This window comes from Pseudomonas sp. ADPe (assembly GCF_014843515.1).
GTDB classification, from domain to species: Bacteria; Pseudomonadota; Gammaproteobacteria; order Pseudomonadales; family Pseudomonadaceae; genus Pseudomonas; species Pseudomonas citronellolis.
Genome location: NZ_CP062122.1, coordinates 6,687,469 through 6,699,813 on the forward strand (window position 1 = coordinate 6,687,469; position 12,345 = coordinate 6,699,813).

Annotated in this window: 12 protein-coding genes; 6 read left to right on the forward strand and 6 right to left on the reverse strand. The window is 68.3% G+C overall.

Annotated elements, in window-relative coordinates:
* Positions 1-202: 202 nt before the first annotated feature.
* The gene (locus IG194_RS30200; protein ID WP_043300494.1) at positions 203-1,198 is read left to right on the forward strand and encodes an acetoacetate decarboxylase family protein; all 996 of its coding nucleotides are present in this window, start codon (positions 203-205) and stop codon (positions 1,196-1,198) included.
* A 318-nt stretch (positions 1,199-1,516) separates the two neighbouring features.
* On the opposite strand, the gene IG194_RS30205 is transcribed toward IG194_RS30200, so the two are convergent.
* Positions 1,517-1,978 (reverse strand): MerR family transcriptional regulator, encoded by a 462-nt coding sequence (locus IG194_RS30205; protein WP_009621970.1) that lies wholly within the window; start codon positions 1,976-1,978, stop codon positions 1,517-1,519.
* Between the two features lie 133 nt (positions 1,979-2,111).
* On the opposite strand from IG194_RS30205, the gene IG194_RS30210 reads away from it, so the two are divergent.
* Both IG194_RS30210 and IG194_RS30215 read left to right on the forward strand, forming a co-directional pair.
* A complete protein-coding gene (locus tag IG194_RS30210) occupies positions 2,112-2,942 on the forward strand; it encodes an alpha/beta fold hydrolase (RefSeq protein ID WP_009621968.1) in 831 nt (276 codons plus the stop codon).
* Positions 2,943-3,072: 130 nt separating this feature from the next.
* The gene (locus IG194_RS30215) at positions 3,073-4,059 is read left to right on the forward strand and encodes an NAD(P)H-quinone oxidoreductase (protein WP_058490976.1); all 987 of its coding nucleotides are present in this window, start codon (positions 3,073-3,075) and stop codon (positions 4,057-4,059) included.
* A gap of 183 nt (positions 4,060-4,242) precedes the next feature.
* On the opposite strand, the gene IG194_RS30220 is transcribed toward IG194_RS30215, so the two are convergent.
* From IG194_RS30220 to IG194_RS30240, 5 genes are all read right to left on the reverse strand, one after another.
* The gene (locus IG194_RS30220) at positions 4,243-5,016 is read right to left on the reverse strand and encodes an alpha/beta fold hydrolase (protein WP_058489798.1); all 774 of its coding nucleotides are present in this window, start codon (positions 5,014-5,016) and stop codon (positions 4,243-4,245) included.
* 66 nt (positions 5,017-5,082) lie between these two features.
* Positions 5,083-5,586: a cytochrome P460 family protein gene (locus tag IG194_RS30225; RefSeq protein WP_058489799.1), complete on the reverse strand. Its 504-nt coding sequence runs from the start codon at positions 5,584-5,586 to the stop codon at positions 5,083-5,085.
* A 13-nt stretch (positions 5,587-5,599) separates the two neighbouring features.
* The gene (locus IG194_RS30230; protein ID WP_082996307.1) at positions 5,600-6,589 is read right to left on the reverse strand and encodes an alpha/beta fold hydrolase; all 990 of its coding nucleotides are present in this window, start codon (positions 6,587-6,589) and stop codon (positions 5,600-5,602) included.
* Positions 6,590-6,634: 45 nt separating this feature from the next.
* Positions 6,635-7,984 (reverse strand): epoxide hydrolase family protein, encoded by a 1,350-nt coding sequence (locus IG194_RS30235; protein WP_058489801.1) that lies wholly within the window; start codon positions 7,982-7,984, stop codon positions 6,635-6,637.
* 250 nt (positions 7,985-8,234) lie between these two features.
* Positions 8,235-8,651: an organic hydroperoxide resistance protein gene (locus tag IG194_RS30240; protein ID WP_058489802.1), complete on the reverse strand. Its 417-nt coding sequence runs from the start codon at positions 8,649-8,651 to the stop codon at positions 8,235-8,237.
* A 225-nt stretch (positions 8,652-8,876) separates the two neighbouring features.
* On the opposite strand from IG194_RS30240, the gene IG194_RS30245 reads away from it, so the two are divergent.
* Genes IG194_RS30245 through IG194_RS30255 form a run of 3 tightly spaced genes read left to right on the forward strand, consistent with a single transcriptional unit; the run spans position 8,877 to position 12,337 of the window.
* Positions 8,877-11,270, forward strand: a complete 2,394-nt coding sequence (locus tag IG194_RS30245) for a PAS domain-containing protein (RefSeq protein WP_058489803.1) — start codon at positions 8,877-8,879, stop codon at positions 11,268-11,270.
* Positions 11,267-11,638 (forward strand): response regulator, encoded by a 372-nt coding sequence (locus IG194_RS30250; protein ID WP_058489804.1) that lies wholly within the window; start codon positions 11,267-11,269, stop codon positions 11,636-11,638. The genes IG194_RS30245 and IG194_RS30250 overlap by 4 nt, the downstream gene beginning before the upstream one ends.
* Before the next feature lie 27 nt (positions 11,639-11,665).
* Positions 11,666-12,337, forward strand: a complete 672-nt coding sequence (locus IG194_RS30255; RefSeq protein ID WP_058489805.1) for a response regulator transcription factor — start codon at positions 11,666-11,668, stop codon at positions 12,335-12,337.
* The last annotated feature ends 8 nt before the right edge of the window (positions 12,338-12,345 follow it).

Consider the following 12,345-nt stretch of genomic DNA (forward strand, 5'->3'; position numbering starts at 1 on the left):
CAGGCTCCAGGATTGGCGACTGCTGCACCGTAACCTTTAAGTCAACTTTAATGTCAAGGGTGTTTTCGCGTGTCGTGCCAACCACTCGGAATCCGGGATTTCAGGGGCTTGACCTTAAAGTTCAGTTAAAGGTTAGGGTTCGCCGGCAAGCTGCTGGCCAGCGTGCCGCAAGCCCCACGCCTAACCCTGGAGAGAGTGAACAGTGAAACTCGGAAGTGTTGCCGCGATAGCCGGACTTTTCGTCAATGCCCTTGCAGCCTCCGCATGGGCCGAGGTTCCAGCGACCGAAAGCACGATGATCGACATCGCCGGCCATGAAGTGCCTGTGGTGAAAGGCGGGTTGTACGACCGCTACCGTTCGAACCCGCCCCTCTCGGTGATCGCCGCCGAGGCGCCGGACGTCGACCTGAGCTGGTTCAAGGGGCTCGCCAAGACGAAGGTGGACATAGGCTTCGAATCCTACTCGCCGAACTTCTACTACAAGAACAGCCGGGTCACCGCCGTCTACACGGCGGACATCGACAAACTGAGGGAGCTGATACCCGCCAAGGTCCTGGAAAAGGTGCAGCCCCTGCAGGTCTGGCCGGGGCGCGGCCTGGTGGCATTCACCGCCTACTCCTATCACTACTGCGACAACGACAGCTACAACGAAGTCGCCCTTTCCATCATCACCAACAAGCCTGGCCGCTCGAACCTCGGCCCCCTCACGCTGGTTGGCCAGTCGCTGTCCAAGGATTATTGGGGGTACGTGCTCAAGCTCCCGGTGAACACCGAACTCGCAAGGGTTCGTGGCGTGGTTGGCTACAACCTGCCGAAGTGGCTGACCGGCATCGACGTCACGGAGGATGCGCACAAGGTGACCTACGACATCGTCGATAGCCGGACAGGCAAGGTGGATGTGGTGTTCCAGGCGGCCAAGCTTGCCGAGCTTTCGCAGAAGGACGAGTTGGTGACCAACAGCTTCACCAATACCGATCGGAACGGCGAGCTGACCTATGGCTACGCGGTGTCGCGCCAGCTCAGCCATGCCTCCAGCAGCGACGGGGATTCGGCGCGGCTGATCCTCGGCGACGGCGAGCTTTCCAGCTACATCAAGTCGCTGAAGCTCGGAAAGATGCTGAAGTACGAGTACGTCCCGCAGTTCCAGAGCGCGCTTTATGCGCCCAAGCCGCTGGGCGCGCTTGTCGGCAAGGACTGACCATGCGTAGGGCGGATAACGGTTCGCGGTTATCCGCCGTTGACCGTGCCTCAGGGGCGTCCGGCAGGGGCGTTGAATCCAATCGCGGACAAGGTCCGCTCCTACGCCCGTGATTCCCTGTAACCGTAGGAGCAACTGTCTTAGTGCTCTTCGTAGGATGGGTTGAGCTTGCGAAACCCATGCGGTTGCGCTGATGGGTATCGCTTCGCTCAACGCCATCCTACGAAAAGCCGTGCTTTCTGGAACGTAGGAGCGGACTCCGTCCGCGATTCGGCGAATAACGCCGTAGGCGGAGAAACAACCGGGAGCTCCGATGGCTCACTCGGCAGAAACGCTACCGACCTTGGCCTGCCTACGGACCGGCATTGCCACACTGCCCTCCTCCCGCAGCCGCTCCAGCACCCGCTGGGTGTTGTCTGCGCACTGCATCCCTTCCGGCTTGCTCTCGATGCTCTCGATGGCCACCAGCAGCTGCGCCTTGTTCTGCTCCAGGCGCTTCTGCAGCACCTCGATCTCGCCCACCTTGCGCCTGAGGCCCTCCAGCAATTCGCCATGCTGCCAGCCACTGGCGTTCAACGGCAGCAAGGGGCGGATCTCCTCCAGCGAGAAGCCCGCGCTCTGGGCGCCGGTGATGATCTCCAGGATCACCAGCGTCTCCGGCGCGTAGTCGCGGTAGCCATTGGCCTTGCGCTCGACCGAGTTGATCAGGCCGCTGGCCTCGTAGAAACGAATGCGCGAAGGCGCCAGCCCACTGAGCTTCGCCAGCTCTCCAATTCTCATGCTGCACCCTCGAAAAAGCGTTGACCTTAAAGCTTACTTTAAACCTACAGTGATTGGACGGCCAAGCGATGGGGCGTTCACGCGGTGTCGCATCGCTGGTCACCGAACTCCACCTCACACAGGAGATGCGAACATGGGATATGTCACCACGAAGGACGGCGTCGAGATCTTCTACAAAGACTGGGGCCCCCGCGATGCCCAGGTGATCCACTTCCACCATGGCTGGCCGCTCAGCGCCGACGATTGGGATGCCCAGATGCTCTTCTTCCTGGCCAACGGCTTCCGTGTCGTCGCCCATGATCGCCGTGGGCACGGGCGTTCGAGCCAGGTGTGGGACGGCCACGACATGGACCACTACGCCGACGACGTGGCCGCGGTGGTCGATCATCTCGGCACCCGGGGCGCGGTTCACGTCGGCCACTCCACCGGCGGCGGCGAGGTCGTCCACTACATCGCCCGCCATGGCGAGGACCGTGTTTCCAAGGCCGCCATCATCAGCGCCGTCCCACCGCTGATGGTGAAGACCGACAGCAACCCCGGCGGCCTGCCCAAGGCGGTTTTCGACGACCTGCAGGCCCAACTCGCGGCCAACCGCGCACAGTTCTACTACGACGTGCCCGCAGGCCCCTTCTACGGCTACAACCGTCCAGGCGCGAAGCCCTCGCAAGGCATCATCTGGAACTGGTGGCGCCAGGGCATGATGGGCTGCGCCAAGGCCCACTACGACGGCATAGTCGCGTTCTCGCAAACGGACTTCACCGAGGACCTGAAGAAAATCACCATCCCGGTCCTGGTGATGCATGGCGACGACGACCAGATCGTCCCCTATGAGGATTCGGGCCTGCTCTCGGCGAAGCTGCTTCGCAACGGCACGCTGAAGACCTACTCAGGCTTCCCCCACGGGATGCCGACCACCGAAGCCGATACGATCAACGCCGACCTGCTCGCCTTCATCCGCGGCTGACGAGCCCGGGAGCCAGGTGCGCCTATCCTGGCTCCCCTTCTTTCCTGGCCGATCAGATCGGCCATTTCCACGCTGCGTCAATGCTTATACCGAGGTTCGCAATATGAACGCGCCCAACATTCCTTCCCAGATGACAGCCATTGAGATCAGCCGCCCGGGCGGACCGGATGTTCTGGTCCCGGTCCAGCGGCCCACTCCCCGTCCGAGTGAAAGGGAAGTGCTGATCAAGGTGCATGCCGCCGGCGTGAATGGGCCCGACGTCCTCCAGCGCAAAGGCCTCTATGCTCCGCCGCCTGGCGCCTCGGATATTCCCGGGCTGGAAATATCCGGCGAAATCGTGGCGCTGGGCGCCGAGGTAGGCAATTTTGCCATCGGTGACAAGGTGATGGCCCTGGTTCCCGGTGGCGGCTACGCCCAGTACGCCGTTGCAGACGAGCGCACCACCCTCCATCTGCCCGAAGGCTTGAGCCTGGAAGAAGCGGCGGCCTTGCCGGAAACCTTCATGACCGTCTGGACCAACCTGTTCCAGCGAGGGCAGTTCAAGGCCGGGGAAACGGTGCTGATCCATGGCGGCGCTTCCGGCATCGGCACAACGGCCACCATGCTGGCCAGGGCTTTCGGCGCCTCGCAGATTTTCACCACGGTGAAGAACGACGAACAGCAGGCTGCCAGCCGGTCCCTGGGCTCGGATCACCCCATCGACTACACCCGGCAGGATTTCGTGGCAGAGGTCATGCGCGAGACCGGGGGGCGCGGCGTCGACGTGGTGGTCGACATCATCGGCGGGGACTACGTCGATCGAAACTTCCAGGCAGCGGCCATGAACGGCCGTATCGTTCAGATCGGGCTGGTCAAAGGGCCCGCGGCCACCGTCAATTACTTCCAGATGCTGGTGAAGCGCCTGACGCATATCGGCTCGACCCTGCGTTCTCGAAGCCACGACGAGAAAAAGGCGATCATCGATGAGCTCGAGAGCCAGGTCTGGCCCCATGTCCGCAAGGGCGAGGTCAAGCCCCTGGTTTTCAAGGTCTTCGGCCTGACGCAGGCAAGTGCAGCCCATGAGTTGATGGACTCGGGCCTGCATATCGGCAAGATCGTTCTCGCAAGCCAGCCTTGACGATTCGACCGGCTCGCCATGAAACCACGGCGAGGCCGGTCTCCCCGCTATCTCCTTTTCCCTGCATCTCATAGCGACGCCGTTTCTCGGAGCCTGCGCGGGAAAGACCAGGGGCCAGCGAATCTGAGAGCCGCTGGCCGCTCCGCAAGGAGTGGCCAGCGCCGTCACCGGCCGAGCGAACCTTTACAGCGAAGCCGCAGCCTTCTCGATCGAGCGCGCCACCGCATCGGGATGCGAGACCATCACCACGTGGGAGGCGCCGCGGACCACTTCGACGTCTTTCGCGTGGGCCCGCTGGGCCATGAAGGCCAGGGCCTGCGGGGGGATGTTGCGGTCCTGGTCGCCGTAGACGAACCACGAGGGAATGCGCTGCCAGGCGGCGGCGCCGGCCTTCTCGTTCAGCGCGGCCTCGGTTACCGGGCGTTGGGCGGCGGCCATCAGCTTGGCCTGCGCAGCGGGCACGTCGGCGGCGAACTGGTCGTGGAACTTGTCCTGCTGGATGTACAGGTCCTTGCCGCCGCCGGCGAGCGTCACCGGCGGCGCCAGGGTCGGGCCGAGGGTGCTGCCGGGGAACTTGCCGGCCAGGTCCGCGGCGCTCTCCCCCGCCTCCGGGGCGAAGGCGGCGACGTAGACCAGCGCCTTGACGTTGCCGGCGTCGCTGGCCGCGGCGCTGATGACGTTGCCGCCGTAGGAGTGCCCGACCAGCACCACCGGCGTCTTCAGGCTGGCGAGGATGTTGGCGACGTAGGCACCGTCGCTGGCGACGCCGCGCAGCGGGTTGGCGGCGGCCACCACGGTGTAGCCGTCGTGTTCGAGGATGCGCGTCACGCCGTTCCAGCTGGAGGCGTCGGCGAAGGCGCCGTGGACCAGCACCACGATGGGTTTCGCGGCGGCGGACGCGCCAGCGGCCATGAGCAGGCCGGCGGCGCAGGCCAGGGCACCGAGGGTTGTTTTCATCGGGGTTCTCCTTGCAGGGGAATGAGGCCGGGGCGCGCGGCCCCGGCCGGTGGTGGGGAATCGGCGCTAGGGCGCGTAGCGGGTGAACACCAGGTCATGGTTCTTCACCCGCGCCTGGTGGCAGGCGTAGCAGGTCTGGTGCTGCGCCTCGTCGGCCGGCTTGCCGTCGATGAAGCGGGCAAAGCCCCAGCCGCCGGTGGCCGCGTACTTCTTCGAGTCCTTGACCATGAACTGCACGGTGGTGGCCGCGCCGGGGATCGAGGCCGGCTCGAACTCCGGCGACTGCACGTGCTTCCAGGCCAGCTTGGCGAGCACGCTGCCATCGGGGAACGGCAGCTTGCCCGCGCGGTAGGCCCGCATGGCGATGTCGTTGCCGAGCACCGCGCGCAACTCGTTCAGCGGCGCCGCTTCCTGCGCCGGGGCGACCAGTTGCCAGTTGCGGTAGCCCTCGGGCATGCGCACGCCGTAGATCGGCGAGGCGTCCGCGGCGGGCGCCGGGTCGGCATTGGCGCCGCTGGCCAGGGCAAGCGCCAGGGTCGCCGCGGCGAGTGCGGTGAATCTGGATGTCATGGCTGCGCTCCGCTCACAGGTGGTCGGCGTCGACCACCGCCTGGACGAAGGCCTGGGGCGCTTCCTGCGGCAGGTTGTGGCCGATGCCGCCCTTGATCAGGCGGTACTCGTATTTGCCGCTGAAGCGCTTGGCGTAGGCCTCGGCCGGCGGGTGCGGCGCGCCGTTGGCGTCGCCTTCGAGGGTGATGGTCGGCACGCCGATCGTGGGGAAGGCCGCCAGGCGTTTCTCCAGTTCCGCGTAGCGCGCCTCGCCCTCGGCCAGGCCCAGGCGCCAGCGGTAGTTGTGGATGGCGATGGGGCCCTGGTCAGGGTTGTCCAGCGCCGCCGCGCTGCGCGCGAAGGTGGCGTCGTCGAAGTTCCACTTGGGCGAGGCCAACTGCCAGATCAGTTTGGCGAACTCGTGGCGGTACTTGTCGTAGCCTTCGCGGCCGCGCTCGGTGGCGAAGTAGAACTGGTACCACCACTGCAGTTCGGCGCTGGGCGGCAGCGGCGCCTTGCCCGCCGCCTGGCTGCCGATCAGGTAGCCGCTGACCGAGACCAGCGCCTTCACCCGCTCCGGCCACAGCGCCGCGACTATGTCGGCCGAGCGCGCGCCCCAGTCGTAGCCGGCGAGCACCGCGCGCTTGATCTTCAGCGCGTCCATGAAGTCGACGACGTCCACCGCAAGGGCCGCCGGCTCGCCGTTGCGCAGCGTCTTGGCGGAAAGGAAGCGGGTGTCGCCATAGCCGCGGGCATAGGGGATGAGCACGTGGTAGCCCTTGGCCGCCAGCTGCGGCGCCACTTCGCTGTAGCTGTGGATGTCGTAGGGCCAGCCATGCAGCAGGATGACCGCCGGGCCGTCGGCGGGGCCGGCTTCGGCATAGGCCACCTTCAGCAGCCCCGCATCCACGTGGCGCAGCGCGCCGAACGCGTCGTCGGCGGCCTGCGCCAGCGGGGCGGCAAGGTTCGCCAGGGCGAATGCGAGCGCCGGGGCGCCCAGGGCTTTGTAGTTGAACGGGTTCATCAGGGTTCTCCCTTGCGGTGTGCCGGGAATCGGCGGGACTTCGGTCTAGCGCTCGACCATCGAGGCGCGCTGCGGGCGGAAGGCCTCGCGCAGCTCCTCGCTGAACAGCTGCGGTTGCTCCCAGGCGGCGAAGTGGCCGCCCTTGTCCACCGCGTGGAAGTAGTCCAGCGAGGGATAGGCGCGCTGCGCCCAGCTCTTCGGCGCGCGGTAGATTTCGCCGGGGAACACGCTGATGGCCACCGGCACCTTGATCTGCGCGGTCTTCTGCGCGGCGGCGCTGAAATTGTTGTTGTTGTTTTCCCAGTAGAAGCGCGAGGACGAGGCGCCGGTGTTGGTCAGCCAGTAGAGGGAGATGTCGTCGAGCATCTCGTCGCGGCTGAGCACGCGCTCCGGCTCGCCGCCGCTGTCGGTCCAGGCGGCGAACTTCTCGTACATCCAGGCGGCCATGCCGGCCGGCGAGTCGGCCAGGGAGTAGCCGATGGTCTGCGGGCGCGTCACCATCATCGCGCCGTAGGCGGCGTTGCGCCCGAAGAAGGTGCTCAGCGCCTGGTAGGCGGCGCGCTCGTCGGCGGACAGGCCGCTGGGCGCCGGGTCGCCGCTGTTGATTGGCTTGACCAGCTCCGCCGGGATGGTCGCCGGCATGTTCAGGTGGATGGCCAGCAACCCGGGCGGCGCCAGGCGGCCCAGGGCGTCGGAGATCACCGAGCCGTGGTCGCCGCCCTGGGATACGTACTGCCGGTAGCCCAGGCGCTTCATCAGCACGTCCCAGGCCCGGGCCACCCGGTCGGGGTTCCAGCCCAGCTCGGTCGGCTTGCCGGAGAAGCCGTGCCCGGGGATCGCCGGGATCACCACGTCGAAGGCGTCCTCGGCCTTGCCGCCGTAGGCGGTGGGGTCGGTCAGCGGGCCGATGGTCTTGAGGAACTCCAGCGGCGAGCCGGGCCAGCCATGGGTGAGGATCAGCGGCATGGCGTGGGGCTGGCGGGAGCGCACGTGGATGAACTGGATGTCCACGCCGTCGATGCGGGTGACGAACTGCGGCAGGGCGTTGAGCTTCGCCTCGGCCTTGCGCCAGTCGTAGCCGTTGCCCCAGTAGTCGACCAGCGCCTTCAGCCTGGCCAGCTGCACGCCCTGGGAGGCATCGGCGACGGTTTCCTTGTCCGGCCAGCGGGTGGCGGCGATGCGCCGGCGCAGGTCGTCCAGCTGCGCCTGGGGCACCTCGATGCGGTACGGCCGCACGCTGTCGTCCTCGCTCGCCGTGGCGTTGGCGGACGCGACCAGGGCCAGCGGCGCCAGGTGCGCGTGGCTGCCGCCGAGCAGGAACAGGCCGACGGCGCCGGCCAGGAGCGAACGGGTGAACAGGTGCTGAGTCTTCCGTGGGTGCGATGTTGCGAGCATGGTCGATCTCCTTGAGTGGGGGCCGGGGCGTGGACGGAATCGTTCGCCCTCGGCGAAGCGCGAACCTGGCCACTGTCGGTCGCGCCCGCCCCGCTGGCGGAGGCGCTGCGCAACCCGTGGCATCGATCAGAGCAAAGGACGGCGGGCCTGGGGATTGCACGAAGGTGTCGGTCGATACCTTCGTATCGTTGGCCCGCCGGCGCCGGGACGCTGCGGCCACGCCGGCCTGGCGTGGCCGCAGCGGGCTCGCTCAGGCGAGCGAGAGCGCGACGTCGATGTTGCCGCGGGTGGCCTTCGAATAAGGGCAGGTCTGGTGGGCCGTCTCGATCAGGTCCAGGGCCGCGTCCCGCTCCAGCCCCGGCAGGCTGACCTGCAGGCGCGCCCGCAGGAAGTAGCCGTCGCCGCTCTGGCACAGCTCCACTTCGGCGTCGATGGCCAGGTTGGCCGGCAGGGCGATCTTCTTCCGTCGCGCGGCGAGGCCCAGCGCGCCTTCGAAGCAGGCCGACCAGCCGGCGGCGAACAGCTGCTCCGGGTTGGTGCCGGTGCCCGGGGTGCCGGGCAGCGAATGGCGGATGTCCAGGCGCCCGTCGTCGCTGCGCGAGGTGCCGCCGTCGCGGGCCCCCGTGGTGTGGACCCTGGCGGTGTAGAGAACGGTTTCGGTGGTCATGGCTGCCTCCTGGCATGTGCTCGTGCATACCGGATTCGGTATGTGCCGCCGATCAGAGCAGAGGCTGGCCGCCGGGGACGATTGCACGAAGGTATCGAGCGCCCCCACGCAACCCCCTGCCCCGTCAACGACGGCGCTTTCGCCCAGCCGACACCAAGGTATGATGGGCAGCTCCGCCAAGGTGGCGCATGCTCGCGAAACGGCTACCGCCGAGAGAGGATCGGTATGCACAACGAACCCGGCCCTGTCGTCGACAGGCTGCCCGGCCTGGCCTGGACCGTCGCTGCCGACGGCCGGGTCGACTCCGTCAACCGCCCCTGGTGCGCGTACACCGGCCACTGCGCCGAGGCGGCGCTGGGCGATGGCTGGCAGTCGGCGGTACATCCCGACGACCTGCCGGCCCTGCTCCAGCGCTGGGCCGCCATCCTGCGCTCCGGCCAGGCGCAGGACATGCAGGCGCGCCTGCGGCGTTGCGACGGCGCCTACCGGCGCTTCCTGCTGCGCGTCGAGCGCCTCGACGCCGCCGCCGGCACCTGGTGCGGCCTGGGCGTCGACATCGAGGACCTCGGCCCGGGCCCGGCGACCACCAGCACCCCGGCCCTGGACGCGCTCATCGACAGCATCCCCGGCTTCGTCTGGCGCACCGCGCCCGACGGCAGCGTCGAGTTTCTCAACCAGCGCTGGTTCGACTACACCGGCATGACCCCCGACGAGGCCCGCGGCACCGGCTGGATGAACGCCGTGCACCCGAGCGACGCGCCGGCGCTGGGCGCCTACTGGCAGGGCCTGCTGGCTGCGGGGCTTGCGGGCGAGTTCGAGGCCCGCCTGCGGCGCTTCGACGGCAGCTACCGCTGGTTCCTGATCCACGCCGTGCCGCAGCGCGACGAAGCCGGCCGCGTGCTCAAGTGGTACGGCGGCAACACCGACATCGACGCACGCAAGCGCGCCGAGCTGCTGCTGGCCGGCGAGAAACGCCTGCACAGCCTGATGGCCGGCGCCGCCGCCCTGCCCCTGGTGCTCGAAGCGCTGTGCCAGCTGGTGGAAGCCAGCCTCGACGACTGCCTGTGCGGCATCACCCTGGTCGCGCCCCGCCGCAGCCGCCGCGCCGTGCAGGCACCGGGCGAACTGCGCCTGCAACCCGGCGCCGGCCCCGGCCTGCCGCCGGGCCTCATGGCCAGCGACGGCCAGGCGGTGGACGCCGGCAGCAGCCCTGAATCCCTGGTCGTGCTCGGCGGCGAAACCCTGGTGGTGGCCGACCTCTCCGCCGAAACGCGCTGGCCCGCCTGGTGCGCCACGGCCCTGGCCCACGGCCTGCGGGCGAGCTGGGCGACGCCGGTGATCGCCACCGGCGGCGAAGTGAGCGGCGTCCTCTCGCTGTTCTTCCGCCACGCCTGGCAGCCCGACGAGGCGCAGCGCAACCGCATCGCGCAGTTCAGCCAGTTGGCCAGCATCGCCATCGAGCGTGCCCGCGGCGAGGCCGCGCTCAAGCAGAGCGAGGCCTTCCTCGCCAAGGCCCAGCGCATCAGCCTGACCGGCACCTTCTCCTGGCACGTGGACAACGACGAGATCGCCTGGTCCGACGAGATCTACCGCCTGCTCGACCTGGACCCGGGCCTGACGCCGAGCTTCGAGCTGGTCTACTCGCGCGTCCACCCCGACGACCTCTCGCGCCTCGACGAGGTGTTCCAGCGCCAGCGCCACGCCGCCCGCGACTTCGAACACGAACACCGGTTGCTGCTGCCCGGCGGCGTGATCCGCCACGTGCACATAGTGGCCCAGGCGATGCGCGACGCCGACGGCGCCCTGGAATACATCGCCGCCGTGCAGGACGTCACCCAGCGCCGCCTTGCCGACGAAGCCCTGGGCCGGGTCCGCGCCGAGCTGGCGCACGTGGCCCGGGTCGCCAGCCTGGGGGCGCTCACCGCGTCCATCGCCCATGAAGTCAACCAGCCGCTGGCCGGCATCATCACCAACGCCAACACCTGCCTGCGCATGCTCGGCGCCACTCCGCCCAACGTCGATGGCGCCCGCGAGACCGCGCGGCGCACCATCCGCGACGGCAACCGCGCGGCCGACGTGATCAAGCGCCTGCGCGCGCTGTTCGCCAAGGACGGGGTGGCCAGCGAGCCGGTGGACCTCAACGCGGCGGCCCGGGAAGTGCTCGCCATGCTGCAGAACGAACTGCAGCGCAACGGCGTGGCCGTGGTGCCGCAGTTCAACGAGCAGCTGCCGCCCGTGCCCGGCGACCGCGTGCAGCTGCAGCAGGTGATCCTCAACCTGATCATCAACGCCATGGACGCCCTGGCCGAGGTGCGCGGCCGCCCGCGGCAGTTGCGCATCAGCAGCGGCTACGACCTGGATTCCAGCGTATTCCTGGCGGTGCGCGACAACGGCAACGGCTTCCCCCCGCAGGACGCCCACCGGCTGTTCGACGCCTTCTACACCACCAAGCGCGCCGGCATGGGCATCGGCCTGCTGGTCAGCCGCTCCATCATCGAACACCATGCCGGGCGGATCTGGGCCACGGCCCACGACGGCCCCGGCGCGACCTTCATCTTTTCCATCCCGCTGCCGGCCGCCGACGCCGACGACGACCACGCCAGGGGGAACGCCCGATGACCACGCCTTTGCTCGTGTCGCTGGTGGATGACGACGAGTCCGTGCGCGAATCGCTGCCGGACCTGCTGCGCGAGTTCGGCTTCGCCGTGCAGGCCTTCGCCTCGGCGCCGGCCTTCCTCGACTCGGACTGCCTCGCGCAGACGCGCTGCCTGATCCTCGACGTGGCCATGCCGGAAATGTCCGGGCCGGAGCTGCAGAAGGAACTGGCCCGGCGCGGCTGGCGCATCCCCATCATCTTCATCACCGCCCATGGCGACGCGGCCACCCGCCCGCGCCTGATCGCCCAGGGCGCCGTGGATTGCCTGCTGAAGCCCTTCAGCGAGGCGGAACTGCTCAAGGCGCTCAGCGCCGCGCTACCGATCGGCTGACGCCGCAGGCCACCAGGAGAACCAGGCATGTTGAACGCTGTCCCTGCCCCCCAGGGGGGAACCCGGCCACAGGCCGACGCCACGCCGCTGGTCTACGTGGTCGACGACGACGTCTCGGTGCGCGAGTCGCTGGAACTGCTGATCCGCTTCGCCGGCTGGCAACCGGTGCTGTTCGACTCCGCCCGGGCCTTCCTCGACCAGCCCGCGACCCTGGTGCCCAGCTGCCTGGTGCTGGACGTCAACCTACCCGACCTCAACGGGCTGGACCTGCAGCGCAGCGTGGCCGGCGAGCGCCCGGCCATGCCGATCATCTTCATCACCGGCTACGGCGACGTGCCGCTCACGGTGCGCGCGATGAAGGCCGGCGCGGTGGAATTCCTCACCAAGCCCTTCGACGACGACACCCTGCTGCGCGCCATCGCCGAGGCCCTGGCGCACAGCCGCGTGGCCCTGCAGCAGCAGGAAAGGCTGCGCACCCTGCGCGCCGCCTACGCCAGCCTCACGCCGCGCGAACGGGACGTGCTGCGCATGGTGGTCGCCGGGCGCCTGAACAAGCAGGTGGCCGCCGACCTGGGCATCAGCGAGATCACCGTGAAGGCCCACCGCGGCCGGGCCATGCGCAAGATGAAGGCGCGCTCGCTGCCGGACCTGGTGAAGATGGCGGCGCTGCTGGAGATCGCCCCCGACGGCGAGCGCTGAGGCGCCCT